The organism is Clostridium sulfidigenes (assembly GCF_000732635.1).
Lineage (GTDB): Bacteria > Bacillota > Clostridia > Clostridiales > Clostridiaceae > Clostridium_J > Clostridium_J sulfidigenes.
In genome coordinates, this window is the sequence record NZ_JPMD01000014.1 from 35281 (window position 1) to 59387 (window position 24107).

Consider the following 24107-nt stretch of genomic DNA (forward strand, 5'->3'; position numbering starts at 1 on the left):
TTTAATATAGATATTATGTTATAAAAAATCCATATTAAAAACAATTTAATTATAAGTAGCTGTCTTTGTATAAAAGAGATATAGGCAACGACTTATCCTCCTTGTACAAATCATAATCATAGAGATTTTTTATTTTGCTCCCCTTGCTGCTAAGCTCTTTAAAGGGGCACTTATTATTATTTTCAGCCCAATTATAAAGGGCACAGTCCTTTGAACACTCTACATACTCATCATAAGTTGATAAAAAATCACACTTAACCAAGCATACCACCCCCAATAAATACACATTTAATACCCTAAATTATAAATGAGAATTTTCACAAAATAAAGTATTTTTAGTGGATTTATTGAGAGGTTTTCTATATTTAAGAATTTTCGAATATATTTAAAATATAATTATAATATTTTAAAAAATGATGGAGTTGTACTACAATTACTAAAATATATATATAAATTTATCCTATGAAAACTACACTTATGTCAATACTTATATTTTTATGTCCTACATTTCTTTGAGTATTATGGATATCCAAGCTATTATTTTCTTTTTTTGCTATATGATTTTTAAGGTTAATAATCTTTTCACTATCAATATTCATTATTTTTTCATATATAGGAAGTAGCTCATTAGGAATCTTATTATTTAAGCCTATATTAATGACTGCTATTTTTTTTATTCCATAAATACAACTTAACAAATCTTCATTGTCAGTGATATAATGAGAAAATTCAGTAAACTCGTCCAATAAGTGGCTACAACCATATAAATCTAGTTGGGATATAGTTGAGGATCTTTTTTTGCCCTCTTTGAAATCTAAAGCCCCTACTTCTTTGTTTAATATGGTACCACCTTTTTCTATGACAGCTTTTTCTAAGTTTAAATCATTTAACTCTAAACAATCATCTATTCTTACTTGAGTTCCAATATCTATATGATACATAATAAAATTTTTAGCTTCTTCCTTAGATCTGACAAGAATACTGTGAATACCAATTTCCTCAAGTTTATTCATCATATCTTGTATTAATATGCTTACAGAAGTTCTATTTACCATACATATTACACCTCCTAAGGCAGTTAAATATTTTCTTTACTTATTTATATGGATGTAATTACTATTTTATGATATCAATGAAAGATTTTATAATATGAGCTGTAAAACCCCAAATTACATAATTATTCCACTGATAAAAGTATTCATCTAATACCCCCTTTGAAAATTTATAATCCTTACCTCCGTTTATTAAATGAAAGGGAAATCCATCTTGATTTATTGGGCCAATATCCATTTTATATAGTAATGGTTCTGTATCAATAAAAAATTTTATTGGTACCTTAAATATATGATCAACTTCACTTGTATTAAACTTAATATTATTTGTATTAAGTTTAGCGATATAGGGACGCATTATCATGAGGTATGGTGATAAGAAATAATCCATTTCACCAATAACTTCAAAATCTTCTTTTTTAATATTCATCTCTTCCATGGTTTCTCTTATTGCAGCATCTCTAAAAGACTCTCCTTCTTCAACCTTTCCACCAGGTAGACAAACATCTCCAGGCTGACTATTTAATTTTTTAGCTCTAACTTGAAAAATTATATAAACCTCATCGTCTATAACCTGTAAAAGAATCATCACTGCTGCTTTTTTCATAGGTTGTATAGATGTGGACTCCCTATCTTTAAAAATATCATTTATTCTATCAATATTTATATTTGTCATCAGTTCACTGCTCCTTCTAAATATCTTATATATAGCATACCACAATATTAGATAATAAAAATATAACATATTATTAATAACATATTTTTTCTTTGTCCTTGTTGAAAATTACAGTAAATGTTATACTAGATAGGACTTATTTAATTCTAAAATATAAAATTGGAGAGATGACTTGTGAAAAAGAGAATTTTATCATTATGGGTATTTTTTACTTTAGTATTTACCTTTTCTTTCTCAACTATAGCCATTGCAGAAACTCAACCTGAAATCGTTGGTACTTCTGCTATTGTTATGGACTTAGAAACAAAGGAAATAATCTATTCTAAAAATATCGATGAAAAGAAACAACCAGCGAGTATTACTAAGCTGATGACTGCTTTACTATTAGCTGAAAATAAAAGTAAAACCGATTTACTTACTTATCCAGCTGCAGCCTTAAAAGAAGAGCCTTATTCTTATGGACTTAATGTTCATCCAGTAACTCCTGGAGATACATTTACCGGTAAAGATGCTATGGACATACTACTTCTTTATTCAGGTAATGATATTGCTTATATGGTTGCTGAAAATGTTGGTGGAACAAAGGAAAAGTTCATTACAATGATGAATGAAAAAGCTAAAGCTTTAGGTATGACCAATACTAATTTTGTAACACCTAATGGCCTTGATGATAACACTGATGATCACTATACTACAGCATATGATTTATCCCTATTATTAAATGCAGCTTACGGTAATGAGTGGATTAGAGAAACTATGTCTAAAAAGGAATCAGAAGTAAAATCTACTAATGGACCATCATCAATAGTTGAAAATAGAAATAAACTTATAGGTGTAGACGGAAACATTGGTGGAAAAACTGGTTATACAGAAAAGTCTGGAAGATGCTTAGCAGCTTTATATCAAAGGAATGGACATACTTTAGCAACGGTGGTATTAGGCTCAGATTATAATTTTCCAGTAGACACTCAGGTTTTTGAAGATACTACAAACCTAGCCAATTATGGCTTCAATGCAGAAAAAGAAGTCTTCAAAGCTAAGAACACTGAAATTTCAGAAGTTACTATGGAATATAAAATTTTACCTCTTATAGGACCTAAAAAAGCGATTAAAGTTCCAGTTACTATTCATGAGGATATTTCATTATATTCAACAGACTTAGAACCAGAATTTAATTCTGAAGTAGGTAAGATAAATATTTGGACTTTAAGTAAAGATAAATCTATTGGTAAAGCTACTGTTAATATAAAGGGATATGAAAAACAATATGATATATATTCTGGACTATCCAATATGGATATAATAAAAAGTAATATCCTTTATTATGTATTAGCTCTATTAGTATTAATAATAATAGCATCTTTAGTAATACTAATAATATCTAAAATAAACAAAAAACGTAGAAAAAAAAAGAAATCGTATATATAGATAGTTTTAAAGATTCCCTATGTTAATATTAATCATAGGGAATCTTTTTTTGTGTAAATATTTGTAATTCTACATTAATAGTTTTTTTCTATTTACTAATTAATTTTATATATTATAATAAGTTAAATTTAAATTTTAAACTATTTTATTTTATCATTCTCAATTATGACAATGATACTTATGATTATTTTTGCGGTAAACACCTAAAATACTAAATAAACTTTATAATGTCTTCAATTTTATCTATTATATAATCAGGATTATGTGTTTTAATCTTTTCTATATTTAGTGCAGTATAATTTACTAGGCAAGTTTTTGCTCCTGCATTCTTTCCGCATAATATATCATTATGGCTATCTCCTACCATTATAGTTTCACTAGGGTTCACCTTTAAGACTTCACAAGCTTTTAACACTGGTTCACCATCTGGCTTATGTTTCCTACTATCTTCTGGAGTAATTATTACATCAAAATATTTCTCTAAGTCAAAACAATTAAGTCCTCTTAAAGCCGTTCCCCTTTTTTTAGATGTAACTATTGCTAATTTTAATCCTTTATCTTTTAGCTTTAATAGTCCATCTTCCACGTGATCATAAGATTTTATGTATTTATCATGGCAATTAAGACAGTATCTTATGTATTCATCAACTAATTCATCAGCTCTCTCTTTATCATATTCACTCAATACATCTTTAAGTGGTATACCAAAGGATTCTACAATTTCCTCCTTTCCTATATTTAATCCTAAATAATTATTTAATACATAATTAAAGGAAGTTAATATTAATTCATTGGTATCTATTATTGTACCATCTAGGTCAAACAGTATTGCTTTAATCATATCTTTCTACTCCTTATTTATAAGTAATTTTAGCGGAATGTACCACTTTGAATAACTCAATCCATGGTTATCTCTATATGTACCCTTTATATCCTTCACCATCACTGTAGCTCTTTTATTAATATTGCTAATTATTCCTTCATAAAATATACCTTTGTATTTAAATTGAACAACTTGTCCTTTAACAAATGAGTTATTTATGGTCTTATTTAAGACATCTTTACTCTTTAATATTTCATGATAACTACTTGTATGTCCAAATAAATTAAAGGCTATATTTTTAAATCTTTCACCTTTACAATTAGAGCTTCCATACTCACTAAATTCTATGACATGGCAAAGCTCATGCTCTAAAATAAGCATAAGAGCTTCTAGTGCATCCTTAGCTTCTATTCCACATACAAATTTACTTCTATTATCTTCTATATATTCTTTTATGACTCTATTACTTATTCTAATCTCATAGGTACATTCTCTTCCTCTTTTTGAAAAGATAGTCTTTCCAGCACTTGAAGTCATCCTATTGGATAAGGATACTTTAATACCCTTTGGTATAGCATTTACTAAATACCCCTTTAATACATAACCATCGTATATATTTATAAGGTTAGAAATATTTTCTAATGTCAAAATATCTATAGAATTTAGCACATTAAGTTTACGTCTTCTGCAAAAATCTTTCTTTATAAAATCTCTCATATTCACTTTATCATTTTTGTTAACTTCAGTGTCAATCATTAAGTATGTACTACCTTCCTTAAATAGATTTTTTCTATAAAAATACTGAGCATGCATTATAATTATATTACATGCTCAGCCCTTATCTAATATTTAGAGCATTTTAACACAGACTAACTTAATATTTTATTGATTTATATATAAGTCTGCTTAATTGATCTTTTTCTTTTGCACCTTCTATACTTCTTAATATTTCCTCATTAATCTTACTTATATCAATATTTAATTCTTCAATATGACTTTCTAAGGAATTTATTGCATTTAAAAGCCTTGTCTTTTTATTATCTTTAACTATTACCTTATCTGCAAAAGATTTAAGAGCAACATATGTCAAGATTAGTACATCTTCATTCTCTACAAATTCTTCATAATTTTCCACAAGATATACTACAGCTTTAGTTAGTAGATTTTTATATATTTCTATACCTTCACCGTGGTGAGTAAAAGCTACTATACTTCTAGCAGTATATATAACCTTATCTATTTTATTATCCTCTACAGATTTACCAAAGGCACCACTTGCTAATTGTTGTGTTGCTAACACACGTAGGAATTCTGATTTATCTATACCCTCATCCATTAAATTTTCTAACTGCAATTCATCTAGACTTTGACTATAGTAGAACTTCGGAGAAATTATATTTGTATCACCCTTATTGAAATCTATGTTAACTGGTAAGAATTTTCTCATAACTCCTCCCAGTACAGGTTCATAAATTTCTTCTATTAAAATAAAGGATGTTTCATCACTTATAATTCCAATGTCAGTAGATAACTCTATAATCTTATTTTTCATAGCCTCATGAACTTCTCCACGTTCATAGACGATTCTATTCTCTAAAGATTCTATTCTTTTCTTATACCAAACCTTTTCAATTAAATTTGCATTAACCTCTAAGTCTAATTTAGTTAGAACTATTCTTCGTTGTATTCTTCTATCTCCAACCATACCATTAAGAGTAACAATACCTTCTAGATTCCCATCCATCTTAGCAAATATTGAAAATGGTTCTCCATCATACATATATTCTATGGTTCTAGGGTAAGTTTTCTCAACCTTCATTCCACCCCAATCAATTTCAATATCTGTTATTTGTAGTCCTCTTATTCTATTGAACTGATTTAAGATTACATCTTCTATTCTAATACTTCTATTAATAAATTCTGCTTTTCCAAAGGTAATTCTTGCTATTTTATTGATGAAATAGGTATTAACAGAGGCATCTATTCCAAAAGGAAAAATTCTGCTTCCTACGCAAGTTTTTTCTACATAATCAAGGATATCTTTCTCATCATCCACTACGTCATCAGTAAATAAAATGATAGTATTTTCTTCTCCCTTATCTTCATTTAAAAAGGCATATTTTATTCCATCAAATATATTAGCATCATTTTCACAAGCTAACTTATCTATCCACTTAGATGCTTCCTTTAAATTTTCATCATTAAATTCAACTCTTCTACTCTCTGAAAAATGCTTTAGGGTGTCACCCATAGCAACTATGTTAAAGGTATCACCTTTATATAAATTTCTAAGACATAAGTGTAAAGCAGTTTTAGCCTCTTTTAACTTATCTCCTTCCATGGATTCTGATATGTCTATAAGGAATATATAGTTTCCATTTTTCTCTTCTACATCCTCTTCAATTTCAGGTAGAAATCTCAAATAAACAATTCCATTGTCTTCACTATAATTCTCATATATAATTCCACTTGTTTCACTGGAATTTTCCTCTAAATAAATTGTCATAGCACTATCCAGAATCTGATCTTCACCATGAAGTGTTATTTTGTATAAATTGCAATCATCATCCTCTTCTTCTTCTACCTGGATTTTATGAGTATTACAAGAAAATTTAGCACTTTCAAAGGTCTCTACTAATAGATTTAAAGATAATTTATAGTCTTCTTGTTGACTTTGTTCTTCATTATATGGATTTTCTGGAAGTACAATCTTAGGAATAATTAACTTAAGCTTGGAATGTTCATATACTAGCTCTTCAATATAAGAGATCTTTATAACTACAGTTTCACCTTTTAAAATTGTTCCAATTGACATTTTAAAATAGTTATTATTTAGTTCTTCTAATATAAGTTTACTTCCTGAATCTTCTCCAATATTTTCATAAATTTTCTCTATTTCTTTTTTATCTTCTACTTTACCTTTTATAACCATGCCACCTATATTAGCTTCAAAACCTGAAATAACAGCAGTTTCTGGTATAGGGAAGGTATAAATTCCTTTTACATCATCTTCACCAATATTTTCATAAACATGGCTAATTGTAAATTCAACAAATTCTCCACAAATATTACCTTCTATATCTACCTTTTTTAACAATATTTCGCCCTTAGAAATATTGTTCTGTAACTTTTCATATTCCATAACCTCACTCCTTTTATGTTATCTACATTTCCTTCAGAAGGAGTTTTTCCTCCCTCTGAAGGATAAATTATTATCTAGGGACTTAGCCATAGTCATATAATTTAATATAAAAGTTTCTATAAATTATATTGTACTACATAACTTCTTTTATTACTCTCAAAGCATTCTTATATAATATTTTTTCTATATGACTTTCATGATATCCTTCTTTTTGTAATGCTGTAATGAGTTTATCTATCTCTCCCATATTACTAATTTCTAGATTTTTAGGATTTATTCCATCAAAATCACTACCAAGGGATAATACATCTATACCCCCAACATTACAGATATGATTTATATGTTTAACCATATCTGTAACAGCACTTTTACTTCCGCCTTCTATTAAGAAAGATTTTTCAAAGTTGATGCCAGTTATGCCCCCCTTTTCACTGAGAGTTCTAATCATATCATCAGTTAAATTTCTGCTGTGATTACATACAGCTCTACTGTTTGAATGTGATGCTACAAAAGGTTTCTTACTATATCTTGCCACATCATAGAACCCTCCATCGGATAGGTGTGAAACGTCAATAATCATGCCTAGCCTATTCATTTCTTCAAGGGTTTCTAATCCAAAGGTTTTTAACCCTTTATTTCGAAACTCTTCTCTGCAATTTGGATAACCTATACTATTTTCATAATTCCAGGTTAATGTCATAAGTCTAACTCCTAGGTCATAAAAATTTCTTAAATTCTTAAGAGAGCCTTCTATAGCTTCACCTTCTTCAATGGTCAAGAAAGCTGATATTTTATCCTCCTCCTTATTCACTTCAAAATCATCATAATTTTTTGCTACAGATATTTTATGATTATTTTTTTCTAACTCTTCATAAAATTTATTAAGCATATCCATGGCTCTATTAAATGCCTTAGGATGCTCATTAAGATCAATAAACAAGGCAAAAAATTGTGCTAAGGAATTACCTTTTGTTAACTTTTCTAAATCAATAGCTAGATGATTTCTCTTTAATTCCATATCCTTATTATCTATTAAATGACAAATTGTATCACAATGCAAATCAATTATACTCATATTATATCCCCCTTAATTCTAAGACTATATCTTCTATTAAATTACGAATTTACAAATTATTCATTACCATAAATATTAAAATTCTATCCCTATTATCTATATTATAAATTCTCCTTCTTTATTTATATATCCTTCTTTTTCATCTATTATAACCTTACATATTCCATTGTAAAAGTTATCTACTTCATGAAATTTAGGTTCTATAACTACATGACCTTTTAAATCTACAAAGCCCCACTTCTCGTTAATTTCAACAGAAAATAGACCTTCACTATACTCAAGAACATTATCATACTCTATAGGTATTATTATGTTCCCACTTCTATCTATAAATCCATATTTATCTTCTATGGAAACTGCTGCATATTCTGTATTAAAATTATCTGCCCAGCTATATCTTTTTTCAATAACAAAGTCACCAGCATTATTAATATATCCCCATATATTATCTTGGGATACAGCTGCAAGGCCATTAAGAAATTCGTTAGTAAAATCAAAATTTCCGTCTATCTTTATATTAAAGTTTTCATCCACATATACATTTTTACCCTCTAATCCCACATTGGCTAAACCTTCATTAAAGTTGTTAGCATATTCATATATAAAACTACTAATACACTGACCTTCCCCATTTATATATCCATAGTTCTCACCTTTTCTAACTATAGCCAAACCATTCTCTTCAAACTCATTAGCTTCATCAAAAGTAGGTGATATAATCATCTTGCCATGGCCATTGATATATCCCCACTTTCCTAATATTTTCACTGCTGCAAGTCCTTCAGTGAATCCTTTTCCTTCTTCATATTTTACTTTTATTACCTCATTGCCCTGTAAGTCTATATATCCATATCTATGGTCTAACTCAACTAAAGCCATGCCTTCATTAAAATAATTTATATCATCATATTTAGGAGCTATTATGTAATCTCCTTGTCTATTGATAAAACCACATAATCCATCTACCTCTACAAAGCCCATTTCATCCTCAAAGTCATCGGCATAATCAAAAATAAAAGGAACTATAGTTTTTCCATTTTCATCTATATAACCATATTTATTATCTAATTCAACGGGATACATTTTCATAATCTTTTCTCCTTTGCTTTTTAAATATATGAATATTATACCATTTATACGAATAAAAAGTCTTATATTAACCTAATTAAAGATAACCTATTCTATATATTTAACTATTTAAAAACTATTATCTCATACCTTATATATTATTAATACAATGTCTATTTAATTATACTAATTGTTAGTAATTATAATTTATATTATAATTAAAAAGATGTAATAATAAGTGTAGATATCTCTACACAATACAAAGGAGTGTTAAATATATGAAAAATTGTATAGTAGCTCAATCTGGTGGTCCTACATCTGTAATAAATGCTAGCGCAATGGGAGTATTTAAAGCAAATGAAGAACTACACTATTTTGACAATGTATATGCAGGAATTAACGGTATTGAGGGAATTTTAAATGAAAATATAATAAATCTTTCTCATATTGACAGTGAAGTTATTAACAGATTAATTTATACACCATCTTCAGGACTTGGATCTTGTAGATACAAATTAAAAACCTATGAAGATAACAAAGAAGAATACATAAAACTTTTTGAGATTTTTAAGAAGCATGAAATTGATACTTTCTTCTACATTGGTGGAAATGATTCCATGGATACAGTTCATAAACTTAGTAACTATGCAAAGGAGCATAACCTTCCTGTAAAATTCTTTGGAGTTCCTAAAACCATAGATAATGACCTTCCAGTAATGGATCATACTCCTGGTTTTGGAAGTGCTGCTAAGTTTATATCAACTATAGCCCTAGAAAACAAACTAGATGCTAGTGTTTATACTGCAAAAAATGTATTTGTTATAGAGGCAATGGGCCGTGATACAGGATGGCTAGCTGCTAGTTCTTGTATTGCTACATTAAATGGAGAACCAGTGGTAGATTTAATTTATCTTCCTGAAGTTGCCTTTGATGAAGCTAAGTTTTTAAAAGATGTGGCTAAAAAATTAGAAGAAAAAAATTCTGTAATTGTAGTAGTTTCTGAAGGAATAAGAACAGCAGATGGTACTTTCCTTGGTGAAATGGGTGGTACTGGTCTAGATAAATTTGGTCACGCTCAATTAGGTGGGGTTTGTAGTTATATCAAAAATGTAATCACTGAAAATGGAGTTTGCAAAAAAGTAAGAGCCATAGAACTTTCAACTATGCAACGTTGCGCAATGCACTTTGCTTCTCAAACTGATATTGATGAAGCCTTTAATTGTGGATTTGCTGCATTAAAATACTCTGCAGAAGGTGAAAGTGGTTATATGATAGGTATTAAGAGAGTTTCTAATGCTCCATATAAATCAGAAACCTTTGCAGTGCACACTTCAAAAGTAGCAAACTCAATAAAATATTTCCCTAAGGAATGGATCAATGAAGAAGGTAACAATGTAACTAAAGAAGCTTATGAGTATACACTACCTCTAATTATGGGAGAACCAAAAATTCAATACGAAAATGGTCTTCCAAAATACGCTTTCATAACAAAATAGTAGAATCAATATTACATTTTTTTATATTAAAAGGAGTGATTTAAAACAAGAAATCACTCCTTTTATAAATTAAATTTTCGCCTTTTTTTCAATGATAGAAAGAGCATCTTTATCTGCGATAATAGTTAAATTAGGATGTAATTGTAATATTGAAGCAGGAATTTTTGGTGTAATTGCTCCTAAAAGAGCTTCATACAAAATGTCCGCCTTACTAATTCCATTTACTACTAAAAGAATTCGTTTTGACTGCATAATAGCCTTTATTCCCATAGTAATAGCATACTTAGGCACTTCTTCAATACTATTAAAGAATCTTGAATTAGCATCAATAGTACTTTTATTTAACTTAACCTTATGAGTGTTCTTTTCAAAGACTTCTCCCGGTTCATTAAAGCCTATATGTCCATTATGACCTATACCTAAAAGCTGAAGATCAATGCCTCCAAAATCTGAAATTAATTTATCATATCTACTACACTCTAAATCAATATTAGAAGCGAGTCCATTAGGTATATTAATATTTTTTGACGGCATATTAATATTCTTAAAGAAATTTTCCTTCATATAAGAATGGTAACTTTGATTATGGTCTGGTGACAAACCATAGTATTCATCTAAATTTACACTATGTACCTTTGAAAAATCCAATTCTCTATCATTGTATATATCAATTAACTGCTTGTATACTCCTAATGGAGTAGAACCAGTGGCAAGTCCTAATACAGAGTTTGGGTAAAGTATAACTTGAGCAGAAATTATATTGGCAGCTTTTCTACTCATACTTTCATAATCTTCTGCTTTAATAACATTCATTTTTATTCCTCCTCTGTGCTTAAGTTCAATTACAAATAGGTTGTATGCTCTCCTTAAGTTTAATTTAGTATATAATAGAATATATATTCTATTATAACATATATTAGATAAGTAAATTTTAATATAAAGATTTAATTTCGTAACTTATGCCAATAAAAAAAGAGCAGAAAATAATTGCATTCACCTTCCTATGAACTACTTTCAGGAATAGTTAATAGGAAAAATGTTTAAATTCCACTCTCTTATATTTTATATATTTATATCTTATAGAAAGTTATAAAAACCTTCCTCATCATTAGGTTTCAGATGATTAATTATGTATTATCTAGAAGTAATTAAGTTCCACAGGTGTTGTTTATTTATCTGGTTCCTAGTTTCCGTCGCCTCCGCCTTCTACAACTGGCGTACTTGCTGGTACTGTATCGTCTTCAACATAATTAGGATAAAATTCTTTTCCGTCAGCTGTAACAGTAACTTTATTATCAGCTACGTTTACAATAAAATTTCCATCCTTAGATTGAGGTGTTGGAATTTTACCATCAAAATATTTATTAATTAGGTTTGGTAATTCTGTATCTGATATCTTTCCTGAAATCGTTGATTTTCCTTCTATGATCTCAGTTTTAACTGCCATAGCTATGGCCTTAGCGCTTGAAACATCTGTCTTTTCTTTAGCTTCATCCACCTTAGATACCATTGTTGGTGCTACTGCTAAGGCTAATACACCTATTATCCCTAAAACTACTAGTAACTCAATTAAGGTAAACCCCTTTTTCTTAGTTCTATTAATTTTCTTATTCACACTATTCCTCCTTTCCTATTTGATTTAAGAATTTATGTTACAATTTATGCACATAAACTATGTTATCCATTAAATACATAACTATACAATAATTCCTATTTTTTTCTATAACTTTATATATATTTTCTTCATAAAATATTTTCTTCATAAATAAAAACACCTAGGCTTTATTTTAATCCTGGGTGTTTACAATATTTACATACTAATTATCAGTTAATTTTTCATTACATTTTTCTTTTATAAGAAAAGCTTCATCATAATGATCGTCAATAACTATAGCTTCTTCTGCACACTTTAATGCTTCTTTAAACTTTCCATCTTTAAAATATATTTTAGCTTTAAGCAAGTAGTATCTTTCATCATCAGACATCTCTATAGCATTATTAATAAAGGTTAAGGCTTTATCATATTGAAAATCAACTATAGCATAAAAATAATAAGCTATTATATAGTAAATTTTATCTTGCCTTGTATATAAATTAAATATACCCATTAAGAAACTAAGAATTTCCTTTCTTGAAAGAAAAGTTTTTCTTACGGTACCTCTATTCATATCTTTATAGGACATCTTAAATAAATAATCCACTGCTTCTGTGTACTTATATCTTCTAATATAAATACACACCTTATTTAAATTCATATATAAATCATTAGGTGCTAGGGTAAGTGCTTGTTCAATATATCCCATGGATTTCTCATATTCCCCAATCTCAAAATGGGTTCTTGCTAAAAGGTTAAAGTATTTACCATTGTCACTTTTCAAACTAATAGCCTTATTAAGATTGTATATAACCTCTGAATAAGAAAAACAATCTAAATTATGAACTCCAACTAAATCCTTTAAGGATGTCTTAGAGCTATTTAAAAGTCTCAATACTAATACAATTGCCCTTCCTTTTCTATAATACCCATGGGGACCATCACTTTTCACCTCAATGAGCCTATCATATATATTTATAGCTTTATTATAATTTTGTATCACTTTGTATACTGATTGGTTTTTTACAATAACTTCATACTCCTCACCTAGTTCCAAAGATAACACTTCTATATAATCATACCAAAAATCATTATCTAGTTCTAAATTAATAGCCCTCTTGCAGTTGTGTATTATTCTGTCACATCTATCATCTAAAGTTAAATATTCATCTTCCTTTATCCTATGAATTTCATCTCTAAGGAGATCTGACATACTTTTTTTATACTCATTATAATTTCCCTTATATATATCTTCAGCTTCATACATTTTTTTAATTATACACTCATAGCTTTGAACTTTTATATTATAAGGTGATTTCTTATCACTAGTTATGCTACTTAATACCTCTAATGCCTCATCATATCTTTTTAGTTTCATAAAAATAAAACCTTTATGATACAAGTAGTCATAGTAATCTCTATTTTTAATGCCTATAACTTCATTTAAAACTTTTAAAATTATATCTACATCCTTAGTAAGTGAAGTTCTTTCCATAACAGCATCAATAAAGTCCCTCACCTTATTGTCTATATAGATTTTATTAATATACTCCCTATCCTCATACTCTGAATTATTTTCTATTTGATATAGAATTTTATAAATATTAATCATCTCTAAAAAGTAATCATTATCAATTAAAATATATTTTCCTTCTTCAACTAACTCTAGATATTTTACACTTACATATTCAGAACTACTATGATAGTGATCGTTTTCTTCTTCCTTAAGAATAACTTGAAGAAGTTTCATATAGTTTTCATAAAGATTATAATAATCTCTTAAATTTATAAATTTCTTTATGTTATCTAAATATTGATTTTTTAAAATTCCACCTAGTCTAGCTAAGTTTTCACCAAATATCTCTACATCTCCATAACTACTATAACTAGAGAGAGCATAATTAAGTCCTTCATAATAGGCTTCAAAAGCTTCTTCAAACCTGTCTAATCTTTCTAAAGTTTTTCCTTTATGATTATAAATATATTCATCTACTGTTATTCCAAAGGATAAATTTATATAATAAAGTGCTTTTTCATAATCTTCTTCCTCATAATAGGCAAAGGATAAAAGGTCATATACTTCATCAGTTTTATTAAAGGTCATAGCCTTTTCTAAAGCATGAAAAGCATCCTTCATTCTATCCAGCTTAAGGAGCATCTTTCCCTTTAATATGTAATAATCATATCCTTTATCATGATCTATCACACTATCTAATTTTAACAGTATCTTTTCAGCTTCTACCTTGGTTATATTATTATAATTGTCATACTTTTCTTCTATGTTAAATTTGTTGTAATCCATATTTCCTCCTAAACATAAGATAAGCCCTACGCATCCATATTCAATTTTACCATATATGGGTATAAATCTAAATTAATAAATGATTAACTTTCATATATTGTCATATTATTTATATTTCATATGGATTATAATTACTATATATTTCTTTAAAATATGGTAATATATAATTAAAAACAAAATTTAGGAGGCAATTGAAAATGCAGAATATTAATAGTGAAAATTACAAAACTGCTATATTTGCTGGTGGCTGCTTTTGGTGCATGGTATCCCCTTTTGATGTATTAGATGGAATTATAAGTGTTACTTCTGGGTATACTGGAGGTGAACTTAAAAGCCCTACCTATAAAGATGTAAAATCTCAAGGTACAGGTCATTATGAAGCTATTAAAATTATATATGATTCTACTATCATCTCCTATGAAAAGCTCCTAGATGCCTTTTGGAGACAGATAGATCCAACGGATGATGAAGGTCAATTTCAAGATAGAGGCTCTTCCTACATTGCTGCTATCTTCTACATGGATGAGAATCAAAGAATAATTGCCGAAAAATCTAAAAAAGCTCTAAACCATTCAGGTAGATTCCCTAAAGAAGTAGTTACTAGGATTCTTCCAGCATCAAACTTCTATGAAGCAGAAGAATATCATCAAGAATTTTATAAAACCCATCCAACAGAATATAAAAAGGATAGAAGTATATCTGGAAGAGATGAGTTTATAGCAAAATATTGGGGTGATGATTATTATAAAATATATGAAGACTAAACAGAGTTCTTAGCTTCTATGAAGCTTTAGAAATCGTTATCCAGGAACGTAACAGCTCTTACACTCACAATTTAAATAAGATGGGAGTATTAGAGCTGGTAGTCATCGGATAAAATATTTTAAGATTGGATGTGCTGTTATGAAAAAACAACATAGTGAATTATTTAAAACCCTTATCAATGCCTACTATAATGATAAATTAGAGAATGTTATTGAAGAATTATTAAAGGATAACACAGTTGATAAAGAAGTCTTAGCTGCAGAAATTTCTTCTCTCTGTGGAGTGAATTTGTCCTTTAGTAATAATTACATAGAAGATTTAAAAAAAGCCATAAATAATTATGAATCAGATCATAAAATTGTTAATAAAATTAAACTATGTAAAATGGAGTGTAAGGTAGATTGTGATGGAAAGACAAAATGTCAAGAAAGCTGCCCCTTTGATGCCATTTTATATGATGAAAAAACTAAGTGTACTTATATAGATAATGATAAATGTACCGATTGTGGATTCTGTGTAGAAGGATGTCCAACTGGAAGCATTCTAGATACTGTTGAATTTATGCCTCTTGCTAAACTTTTAAAGGAAAACACTCCTGTAGTAGCTGCAGTAGCCCCTGCTATAATGGGTCAATTTGGAGATAGTACCATTGAACAACTTAGAACTGCTTTTAAATCTCTTGGATTTACTGATATGGTGGAAGTAGCATTCTTTGCAGATATGCTTACCCTTAAAGAAACCATTGAATTTGATGCTCACGTTAAAACTAAATCAGATTTTATGATTACATCTTGCTGCTGTCCTATGTGGGTTGGCATGATAAAAAAAGTATATAAGGATTTATTGCCACATACATCTCCTACTGTATCTCCAATGATTGCAGCTGGTAGGGTGTTAAAAAAATTAAACCCAGATGTAAAGGTAGTATTTATAGGACCATGTGTAGCAAAAAAGGCAGAAGTTAAATCTCCTGACTTGATTGGTGACATTGATTTTGTTCTTACTTTTGCAGAATTACAAGAAATTTTTGAAGCCTTTAATGTAGTTCCAGAAACCCTTGAAGGCACAACCTCCATGGAATATGCCTCACGAGGTGGAAGGCTTTATGCACGTACCGGTGGAGTTTCAATTGCCATTGAAGATTGCATAGAAAGAATGTTCCCTGAAAAATATAAACTTGTAACTCCTATTCAAGGTAACGGAATAAAAGAATGTAAGGAAATATTACAAGACCTTCAAAAAGGTATTATAAAAGGAAACTTCATTGAAGGGATGGGATGTGTAGGTGGATGCGTTGGTGGGCCAAAAGCTATTGTCCCTAAAGATAATTCTAAAATAGCCGTAGATACCTTTGCAGATAACTCTAAATATAAAGTTGCCTACGATAGCCCAGTAATGAATGGAATCTTAGATGCCATTGGCATATTCACCATAGAAGATTACAAAGATGAAAACAAAACTGAAATATTTCATAGAGACTTTTAAAAACACTATCTCTATGAAACTTCCTACTAGATTAATTTATCTCTCACAAAAATTGAGCATGCACTTTAATATAAGTGGATGCTCAATTTTTTTATTTATATAATTCCTTCATTTTTTCAAAGGCTTCATTACTTAGAATGTGTTCTATGCGGCAGGCATCTCCATCAGCTACTTCTTTAGATACTTTTAAAGTGTCCATGAGATATTTAGTGATGAGAGTATGTCTTTCATATATTTCACTGGCCTTTTTCATGCCTTTTTCTGTGAGAGTTATCTCCCCTCCTTGTTCCATGGTTATAAACTCAGCTTTTTTCAGTATGCCCATGGCTCTGCTAATGCTAGCCTTTGTATAACCTAATTCATTTGCTATATCTATAGAACGTACAGAGCCCTTTTTTCTCTGAAGCAATAAAATAGTTTCTAAATAATTTTCTCCGGATTCATGTATTTTCATAATAATCTCCTGTATAGTTTCTTTTAACCTATTTTATCATAGGTTAAATTTTCATTCAACTTTCCAAAATTATTCTTTACTTATTTAAAATAACCCAATATATGAAAATTATTCTCATTTTCAGTTGACATCATAAATCATTTATAGTAAACTCAAAATATAGGTTAGTTAAAGCTAACTTACGTTTTCAATATTAGTTAGCTTGTGCATACTTAAAGGAGGGATTTATATGCCACTTACTATGGCCAAATCTGGAGAAAAAGTTTTTATAAAGAAAATTAATGGTAAAGAAGAAACGGTGAGATTTTTAAAAAGCCTAGGATTTATTGTAGGCGAAAGTATAACTCTTATTTCAGAGTTAGGTGGAAATATAATTATTAATGTTAAAGATAGCCGTATTGCTATAGATAAATCTATGGCAAATAGGATTATTATATAGGAATTATTTTAGGAGGTAATTATGAATACATTAAAGGATGTAAAGCCAGGACAGACTGTTACAGTACTTAAAATTCAAGGTGAAGGTGCTGTAAAACGTAGGATTATGGACATGGGAGTTACTAAAGGCTCTTCTATTCATCTTAGGAAGATAGCTCCCTTAGGAGATCCTATTGAGATAACTATTCGAGGATATGAACTTTCTATTAGAAAATCTGATGCTGAAAAAATATTAGTTGAATAGTTTTTAAATCTAAAATTTCCACAGAGTTAAATCTCTGTATATTTTTCATTAGCAAGTTAGCATTGGCTAACATTTAGGGGGGATTAAAATGGGTATAAAAATAGCTCTTGCTGGAAACCCAAACTGTGGTAAGACCACAATTTTCAATGAACTTACAGGGAGTTCCCAATATGTAGGAAACTGGCCTGGAGTAACTGTAGAAAAGAAAGAAGGAAAATTAAAAGGACATAAGGATGTAACTATCGTTGATTTACCAGGGATTTATTCATTATCACCTTATACCTTAGAAGAAGTTGTTACTCGTAACTTCTTAATTGAGGAAAGACCAGATGTGATTATTAATATAGTTGATGGATCAAATATTGAAAGAAATCTTTATTTAACAACTCAACTCGTAGAACTTGGAATTCCTGTAGTTATAGCCTTAAATATGATGGACGTAGTAAATAAAAATGGAGACATAATAAACACTTCAAAGCTTTCTAAGTCACTTGGATGTGAAGTATTAGAAACCTCTGCCCTTAAGGGAAAAGGTCTAAAGGAATTATCTGATAAGGCTGTAGAAATTGGTAAAAGTACTCCAAAGGTTACCTTATTAAATACCTTTAGTAAGGATACAGAAGAAGTTATAAGTAACATAGAAAAACTATTAAAAGGAAATTCTTTAATAAAAAATCCACGTTGGTTTTATATTAAACTCTTTGAAAGAGATGAAAAAGTTCTAGAATATTTAAAACTAGATAACAATACAAAAGATAAATTAGATAATTTAATTAATAACTATGAGGAATCTCTTGATGACGATGCAGAAAGTATTATTACTACTGAACGTTATGACTACATAGGTAAAATAATTACCTCCTGTGTTAAGAAGAAAAATAATTCTAATTTATCTACTTCAGATAAAATAGATAAAGTTGTGACTAACAGATGGCTTGCCCTTCCAATTTTTGCACTAGTAATGCTAGGTATATATTATATTGCTGTTACTACCATTGGAACCATAGCCACTGATTGGGTTAATGACACCCTTTTTGCTGAGCTCATTCAAGGAAATGTTTCTGATTGGTTAATGAATATGCAGGTAGCTGACTGGTTACATGGACTAATTGTAGATGGTATTATCGGTGGTGTTGGTGCCGTTCTTGGATTTGTACCACAAATAATGGTTTTATTCTTCTTAATATCTTTACTAGAAGACTGTGGTTATATGGCTCGTGTAGCCTTTATCATGGACAGAATCTTCCGTAGATTTGGTCTATCTGGAAAATCTTTCATACCTATGTTAATAGGTTCTGGTTGTAGTGTTCCTGCTGTTATGGCAAGTAGAACCATTGAAAATGATAGAGATAGAAAAATGACTATAATGCTTACTCCGTTTATTCCATGTAGTGCTAAACTACCAGTATTTGCACTACTAGCTGGTGCCTTCTTCCCTAGTCAACCTTGGGCAGCACCATCAATGTACTTCTTAGGTATAGCCATGGTTATACTTTCAGGAATAATCCTTAAGAAAACTAAGCTATTTAAAGGTGATCCAGCTCCTTTTGTTATGGAACTGCCACAATACAGAATACCTAGCTTAAAAGGACTTCTTATCCACATGTGGGACAGAGGAAAAGCCTTTATCATAAAAGCTGGTACTATTATATTTGTAGCTTCAGGTCTTATCTGGTTTTTACAATCCTTTAGCTGGTCTTTACAAATGGTAGACGCACAAGATAGTATATTAGCTTCCATTGGAAATGTAATAGCTCCGATATTTGCACCTCTAGGCTTTGGTAACTGGCAATCTGCCGTTGCTACTGTAACAGGATTCTTAGCTAAAGAAAATGTAGTTGCTACCTTTGGTGTCCTATTCGGACTTGGTGCTGAACTAACAGAAAGTGACCCTAACCTAGTTTCAACTATGGGACAACTATTTAATGTAGTTAGTGCTTACTCTTTCATGGCATTCACCCTACTAGCTGCTCCATGCTTTGCGGCTATAGGCGCTATTAAACGTGAAATGGGTTCTTGGGAATGGACATTTATCGCTATAGGATATCAAACAGGTTTAGCCTATGTGGTTTCCTTAATTATATATCAAGTTGGACGCTTAATCTTTTTATAAAGGAGGTGTTACTATGGCAACATTTTTAATCGGTGCTGTAGTTATAGGTGCTATGATATTAGTATCAGTAAAACAATTTAAGAAACAATCTCAAGGTGACGGTTGTGGCTGTGGCTGCTCAGGCTGCTCACAGGCTAATAAGTGTCATAGATAAAATAAAGCTGAGGAAATTTCCTCAGCTTTTCTTATGGTTTAAACTAATCTTATTGTTATATCTTCCTTTAACTCTTCATTTAATCGCTTTCTTAAGTTTTCTAATAATAATTCTATGTCCTCATGATTTTTTATACTCTTTTCATCCTTAACCAATTCCCTAACACTAAGTACTTTAGCAACATTTCCTATTCCAGTTTCTAAAGTAATTTCATTTAACCACCTTAACTTTAGTTTCTCTCCAAGTTTATACATTGATAATATAACTGAAAAACTCTTTGAACATAGAGTTTTCTTAGTAAGGTTTTCGAAGCTTTCATTGATTTTACCTTCAAATTCATTATAGAAATCATAGCCCTTCAAGTTTTCTATCACTTCATCCTTACAAGCTTTAATAAATTCTATTGCTGGAGTTATATCTTTATTTAATAGATCTAACACCCTATTATTATACTTTTCTATAAGTGGTGGTAGCTGAGGAATCCTGTTATAAGGCTCTTTCATCCTTAAAATACCATATAGTTCTTCTACTAGTCCTTCTATTTCAGAATCATATATAAATTCCTTATTTTCTTCAAAGGAATTAAGGATGTCTATAGCAGCATCAAAGATTATTCTCTGCTCTCCCTTTTCATTTAAGTCAACTGTATTGTTTTCTTTTCTATAAAAAAATCCCTTTATATTATCAATATAATCTATATAGTCTAGGAATTCTTCTCCTAAATCATAGACATACTTAAAAAATTCTTGGATATCATCTATATTAAGTATACTTTGAAATAACTTTTCACCTAGAAATACTATTTCTTTTCCAGGATAACCTTTATTTATTGAATAATTAAAAGTCATATCCTTAATTTTCTTAAGTTCTTCTTTGCCTAATTCTTTGAAATACTTCATTAGAAGTTCTTCATCATTAGGTATAGAGCCTCCTCCAAAGAGTTCTTTAATTAACTCCCTAGCTGAATCTATATATTTACTAGGTACCTTTTCTCTACTAATAACTATAACCTTTTCTTCATACTCTCCCTTAACTAGATAATCTACTATATCTTTGTTATTAGAAGACACTACCTCCTTAGCATATATAATACTTATATATTGCTTTTTAAATAGCTTCAGGAGTATACCTTGAATATCTAGCTCCTTCCAACCATAGGGGGGACTTGTAAATCTAGCTAATATGCTTTTCACAGTTAATTTAATACTTCTCATGTTACTAGTTAATATATAATTATTTACTTCCTCCAAGGCTAATTTATTTACCTCATTATCTTCTATAGTTCTTTGACGAGTATCAGCTTCCACTATATTATATAGTTCAATACTATTATCTATAAACTCTGTAATATAGTTTATTTTGTTAAACCTTGAATCTATAAGGGCTCTTAATCCCTCATTGATTCTACTCACCACAGCTTTTACCTTAATATTTATGAGGGAGCCACTTACATATATATCTGACCACCTTAAAGCTTCTTCTACTAAGAATTTAGCCCTTTTTAACCTTAGTTCTCTTTCCTTAGTTTTTTTAGTCTTAATATCCTCCATGTGAATAGTTGATATTAGGGTACCTTTAAGCCTTAAATATCCCTCTATTTTAAGTATATTTTCAATTTCCTCTATATAATTATCCTGGTTTGCTATATCAATTATCACATTATTTTCCCTATCAGATAATTCTTTAAGATAATTTTTATTAACCCCTTCTACTAAATTATAATTAGCAGTTATAATCCTAATTCCTATAGGATTTTTTTTAGACCCTCTTACCTTTTCATCTATTAGCTTATTAAAACTAAAAGAATAAATTTTAGAATAGACAAACTTAGAATTTTCATATATATGTTCAAAAACTATCTCACCTATCCTTTGAGCAATCTCTCCACTATCAATTGTCATATTTTTTATCTCTTTATTTACCTCTTGTTCCTGAATTGTTAAAAATACAAATTCATCACCATTTTTTTCAACCAGAGTTTCTCTGATAAGTTTACTTAATGACTCTTGCACCTGCTCCTTAACTTCTTTCTTTGAGGCTTCTATATTATCTATTAAAAGAGTAGATAAGTTCTCAATATTACCCTTTATTCCCCTAGCATATTTTATAAGGAATAGTAATTTAAGGACTTTAACATCATAGCTATTTAGCTTTTCATTATTTTCAGCATAACCAATAACTATTCTAATAGAAGGGTCTAAAAAAGTTTCTATAGTACTATAAAAAGCTGAGAATGGAACTAAGGTTCCTATGTTTTTGTCCATATACTCAACTGCCACTTGCTTATACGCTCCCAGTAAACTTCTCTCGCCTTTAGACAAACTTCTTCCAGCTACTCCATGGCTTCTTATGCCATTAAAAACATGTTGTAATAAGTTAAACTGATAAGGTACAAAGGGATAAACCTGTGCAAAATTATCCATGTCCTTATATAATTTCATGTCCACAGTATCTGTGGTGAAGGTTAAAAGATTTCTAATAAAAGATTCTCTCTCCTCATATAGACTTTGTAGCATCTCCATTGCCTGAGTTTTTTTTCTCAAAATACGTTTTTTAATTACTTCATCCACATTAGCAGAAGATAATGATAATCTTGTATTAAACCTTCCTTGAATCTTAGAAAAGTCATTGCCTTTACCTAAAGTAAACACATCTAAATCCTCTTGAGATGTAACAATAACCCAGCATCTACCTTTACATTTGCTACCTAAATCCTCCACCACTGTCTGAAGATTTAGCATAAGCTGAGTATCTTCTCCTAAATATTGGCCAATTTCATCTATTAAAAATACCACATGATGATTATTTCCCTTTAAATCACAATACTCCCTAATCCTAGAAGAAAACTTGTCTATAGTTAAGGAATAATTTTCTTCACATTTACTATACCAGTTTCTTGCAGCATCTTCACTCATCTTAGTAGCCTTTGATAAAGCCTCTATTAAGGCATCCTCTTCATAATAAAAATCTTCCCTACCCTGAGTCCAAGGTTTTCCTGATATATGATGAAACACTTCTTTAAAATCTTCATATACCCCATCTTCAGTCATCTGTCTTTCCATATCAGCAATCCAAGGCATAGATCCACAAAAACCCTGCATTTCATTGAAAACCCTATTAAGTACATTAACAATAGCATCCCTATGGAATTCTGAAGCCCGGTCAGACTTAGAATCTATATTAAAAAGGATAGTATCTGTAGATTGGTTCTTTATAAGCTCCATATTCCTTAGGGTAGAATCCTGTAGTTCCTTACTATAAAAATAATCTAAAGTACTTTTATTTCCTATGGTTTCATTAGATAAAACATAGGATAAAATCTTTAAAAAATGAGATTTACCGCTACCAAAAAATCCTGAAATCCATACTCCAATCCTATCAGTACTATCTAATATGCCTCTGCTGTATGCCTGAAAAAACTCATTAAAATGGCGCCCTAGCTCATCAGTAACCACGTATTCTTCAAGTTCCTGCTTTATATTCTCCTGGTCACATTGACCTACCTTAATTACACCTTTTATATCTCTATTAATTTCTTTCTCAAATAAATCCTTTAACTTTATGTTCATTTTGATCCCCCTGGTTACTATTAACTTATTCCTATACCTAGGTTATAAATAGGCTTTTTACTTAAGCCTTATGTAAACTTGCCTTAATATTATACCATATTACAACTAGCTGTAGACATGAATATAAAGCAGATATGAATCCTATGGTTAACAATGTAATTTTAAACATTATTTACATACTATATTACATATGATTTAATATAAGTAAGAGAATATTTCCATATAACTT

General features: G+C 29.7%; 21 protein-coding genes. 8 read left to right on the forward strand and 13 right to left on the reverse strand.

The window, feature by feature from the left end:
• Positions 1-49: 49 nt before the first annotated feature.
• The 3 genes from IO99_RS06070 to IO99_RS06080 form a co-directional block, all read right to left on the reverse strand.
• Positions 50-262 (reverse strand): hypothetical protein, encoded by a 213-nt coding sequence (locus IO99_RS06070; RefSeq protein ID WP_035131397.1) that lies wholly within the window; start codon positions 260-262, stop codon positions 50-52.
• A gap of 193 nt (positions 263-455) precedes the next feature.
• Entirely contained in the window at positions 456-1055 is a 600-nt protein-coding gene (locus tag IO99_RS18320) for a hypothetical protein (RefSeq protein WP_051823957.1), read from the reverse strand.
• A gap of 61 nt (positions 1056-1116) precedes the next feature.
• Positions 1117-1728: an NUDIX hydrolase gene (locus IO99_RS06080; RefSeq protein ID WP_035131399.1), complete on the reverse strand. Its 612-nt coding sequence runs from the start codon at positions 1726-1728 to the stop codon at positions 1117-1119.
• Between the two features lie 174 nt (positions 1729-1902).
• Here IO99_RS06080 and IO99_RS06085 point away from each other — a divergent pair, with 174 nt between their 5' ends.
• Entirely contained in the window at positions 1903-3156 is a 1254-nt protein-coding gene (locus IO99_RS06085) for a D-alanyl-D-alanine carboxypeptidase family protein (RefSeq protein WP_035131401.1), read from the forward strand.
• 211 nt (positions 3157-3367) lie between these two features.
• On the opposite strand, the gene ppaX is transcribed toward IO99_RS06085, so the two are convergent.
• The 5 genes from ppaX to IO99_RS06110 form a co-directional block, all read right to left on the reverse strand.
• Positions 3368-3997: a pyrophosphatase PpaX gene (ppaX, locus tag IO99_RS06090; RefSeq protein ID WP_035131404.1), complete on the reverse strand. Its 630-nt coding sequence runs from the start codon at positions 3995-3997 to the stop codon at positions 3368-3370.
• Positions 3998-4003: 6 nt separating this feature from the next.
• Entirely contained in the window at positions 4004-4735 is a 732-nt protein-coding gene (locus IO99_RS06095) for a SprT family zinc-dependent metalloprotease (RefSeq protein ID WP_035131406.1), read from the reverse strand.
• A 118-nt stretch (positions 4736-4853) separates the two neighbouring features.
• A complete protein-coding gene (locus IO99_RS06100; protein ID WP_035131409.1) occupies positions 4854-7121 on the reverse strand; it encodes a VIT and vWA domain-containing protein in 2268 nt (755 codons plus the stop codon).
• Positions 7122-7254: 133 nt separating this feature from the next.
• Positions 7255-8196: a dipeptidase gene (locus IO99_RS06105; protein WP_035131411.1), complete on the reverse strand. Its 942-nt coding sequence runs from the start codon at positions 8194-8196 to the stop codon at positions 7255-7257.
• Between the two features lie 96 nt (positions 8197-8292).
• Positions 8293-9285, reverse strand: a complete 993-nt coding sequence (locus tag IO99_RS06110; protein ID WP_035131413.1) for a WG repeat-containing protein — start codon at positions 9283-9285, stop codon at positions 8293-8295.
• Positions 9286-9542: 257 nt separating this feature from the next.
• On the opposite strand from IO99_RS06110, the gene IO99_RS06115 reads away from it, so the two are divergent.
• Entirely contained in the window at positions 9543-10760 is a 1218-nt protein-coding gene (locus IO99_RS06115) for a 6-phosphofructokinase (RefSeq protein WP_035131415.1), read from the forward strand.
• Between the two features lie 69 nt (positions 10761-10829).
• Here IO99_RS06115 and nagB read toward each other — a convergent pair whose 3' ends face one another.
• The 3 genes from nagB to IO99_RS06130 all read right to left on the reverse strand — a co-directional run bounded on the left by nagB (position 10830) and on the right by IO99_RS06130 (position 14656).
• Positions 10830-11573, reverse strand: coding sequence for a glucosamine-6-phosphate deaminase (gene nagB, locus IO99_RS06120; RefSeq protein ID WP_035131417.1), 744 nt, complete (start codon positions 11571-11573; stop codon positions 10830-10832).
• Between the two features lie 370 nt (positions 11574-11943).
• The gene (locus tag IO99_RS18325; RefSeq protein WP_051823958.1) at positions 11944-12375 is read right to left on the reverse strand and encodes a type II secretion system protein; all 432 of its coding nucleotides are present in this window, start codon (positions 12373-12375) and stop codon (positions 11944-11946) included.
• A gap of 202 nt (positions 12376-12577) precedes the next feature.
• A complete protein-coding gene (locus tag IO99_RS06130) occupies positions 12578-14656 on the reverse strand; it encodes a tetratricopeptide repeat protein (RefSeq protein ID WP_035131419.1) in 2079 nt (692 codons plus the stop codon).
• 197 nt (positions 14657-14853) lie between these two features.
• On the opposite strand from IO99_RS06130, the gene msrA reads away from it, so the two are divergent.
• Positions 14854-15420: a peptide-methionine (S)-S-oxide reductase MsrA gene (gene msrA, locus IO99_RS06135; protein WP_035131422.1), complete on the forward strand. Its 567-nt coding sequence runs from the start codon at positions 14854-14856 to the stop codon at positions 15418-15420.
• A gap of 139 nt (positions 15421-15559) precedes the next feature.
• Positions 15560-16906 (forward strand): [Fe-Fe] hydrogenase large subunit C-terminal domain-containing protein, encoded by a 1347-nt coding sequence (locus tag IO99_RS06140; RefSeq protein WP_035131424.1) that lies wholly within the window; start codon positions 15560-15562, stop codon positions 16904-16906.
• A 91-nt stretch (positions 16907-16997) separates the two neighbouring features.
• Here the strand turns inward: IO99_RS06140 and IO99_RS06145 are convergent, their stop codons facing one another.
• The gene (locus IO99_RS06145; RefSeq protein WP_035131426.1) at positions 16998-17360 is read right to left on the reverse strand and encodes a metal-dependent transcriptional regulator; all 363 of its coding nucleotides are present in this window, start codon (positions 17358-17360) and stop codon (positions 16998-17000) included.
• Positions 17361-17589: 229 nt separating this feature from the next.
• On the opposite strand from IO99_RS06145, the gene IO99_RS06150 reads away from it, so the two are divergent.
• The 4 genes from IO99_RS06150 (at position 17590) to IO99_RS19815 (ending at position 20309) form a co-directional block, all read left to right on the forward strand.
• Positions 17590-17799 (forward strand): FeoA family protein, encoded by a 210-nt coding sequence (locus tag IO99_RS06150; protein WP_035131427.1) that lies wholly within the window; start codon positions 17590-17592, stop codon positions 17797-17799.
• A gap of 21 nt (positions 17800-17820) precedes the next feature.
• A complete protein-coding gene (locus IO99_RS06155; protein WP_035131429.1) occupies positions 17821-18042 on the forward strand; it encodes a FeoA family protein in 222 nt (73 codons plus the stop codon).
• 88 nt (positions 18043-18130) lie between these two features.
• A complete protein-coding gene (feoB, locus tag IO99_RS06160; RefSeq protein WP_084178094.1) occupies positions 18131-20155 on the forward strand; it encodes a ferrous iron transport protein B in 2025 nt (674 codons plus the stop codon).
• 13 nt (positions 20156-20168) lie between these two features.
• Complete coding sequence (locus IO99_RS19815) at positions 20169-20309, forward strand: FeoB-associated Cys-rich membrane protein (protein ID WP_084178095.1); 141 nt, start codon at positions 20169-20171, stop codon at positions 20307-20309.
• 38 nt (positions 20310-20347) lie between these two features.
• Here the strand turns inward: IO99_RS19815 and brxC are convergent, their stop codons facing one another.
• Positions 20348-23878, reverse strand: a complete 3531-nt coding sequence (gene brxC / locus IO99_RS06165) for a BREX system P-loop protein BrxC (RefSeq protein ID WP_035131431.1) — start codon at positions 23876-23878, stop codon at positions 20348-20350.
• Between the last annotated feature and the right edge of the window lie 229 nt (positions 23879-24107).

Coding starts and splice junctions, on each gene's coding strand:
- IO99_RS18320 (WP_051823957.1), bottom strand. CDS start 1,055: ATGGTAAATAGAACTTCTGTAAGCATATTAATACAAGATATGATGAAT.
- IO99_RS06080 (WP_035131399.1), bottom strand. CDS start 1,728: ATGACAAATATAAATATTGATAGAATAAATGATATTTTTAAAGATAGG.
- ppaX (WP_035131404.1), bottom strand. CDS start 3,997: ATGATTAAAGCAATACTGTTTGACCTAGATGGTACAATAATAGATACC.
- IO99_RS06095 (WP_035131406.1), bottom strand. CDS start 4,735: ATGATTGACACTGAAGTTAACAAAAATGATAAAGTGAATATGAGAGAT.
- IO99_RS06100 (WP_035131409.1), bottom strand. CDS start 7,121: ATGGAATATGAAAAGTTACAGAACAATATTTCTAAGGGCGAAATATTG.
- IO99_RS06105 (WP_035131411.1), bottom strand. CDS start 8,196: ATGAGTATAATTGATTTGCATTGTGATACAATTTGTCATTTAATAGAT.
- IO99_RS06110 (WP_035131413.1), bottom strand. CDS start 9,285: ATGAAAATGTATCCCGTTGAATTAGATAATAAATATGGTTATATAGAT.
- IO99_RS06115 (WP_035131415.1), top strand. CDS start 9,543: ATGAAAAATTGTATAGTAGCTCAATCTGGTGGTCCTACATCTGTAATA.
- nagB (WP_035131417.1), bottom strand. CDS start 11,573: ATGAATGTTATTAAAGCAGAAGATTATGAAAGTATGAGTAGAAAAGCT.
- IO99_RS06130 (WP_035131419.1), bottom strand. CDS start 14,656: ATGGATTACAACAAATTTAACATAGAAGAAAAGTATGACAATTATAAT.
- msrA (WP_035131422.1), top strand. CDS start 14,854: ATGCAGAATATTAATAGTGAAAATTACAAAACTGCTATATTTGCTGGT.
- IO99_RS06140 (WP_035131424.1), top strand. CDS start 15,560: ATGAAAAAACAACATAGTGAATTATTTAAAACCCTTATCAATGCCTAC.
- IO99_RS06145 (WP_035131426.1), bottom strand. CDS start 17,360: ATGAAAATACATGAATCCGGAGAAAATTATTTAGAAACTATTTTATTG.
- IO99_RS06150 (WP_035131427.1), top strand. CDS start 17,590: ATGCCACTTACTATGGCCAAATCTGGAGAAAAAGTTTTTATAAAGAAA.
- IO99_RS06155 (WP_035131429.1), top strand. CDS start 17,821: ATGAATACATTAAAGGATGTAAAGCCAGGACAGACTGTTACAGTACTT.
- feoB (WP_084178094.1), top strand. CDS start 18,131: ATGGGTATAAAAATAGCTCTTGCTGGAAACCCAAACTGTGGTAAGACC.
- IO99_RS19815 (WP_084178095.1), top strand. CDS start 20,169: ATGGCAACATTTTTAATCGGTGCTGTAGTTATAGGTGCTATGATATTA.
- brxC (WP_035131431.1), bottom strand. CDS start 23,878: ATGAACATAAAGTTAAAGGATTTATTTGAGAAAGAAATTAATAGAGAT.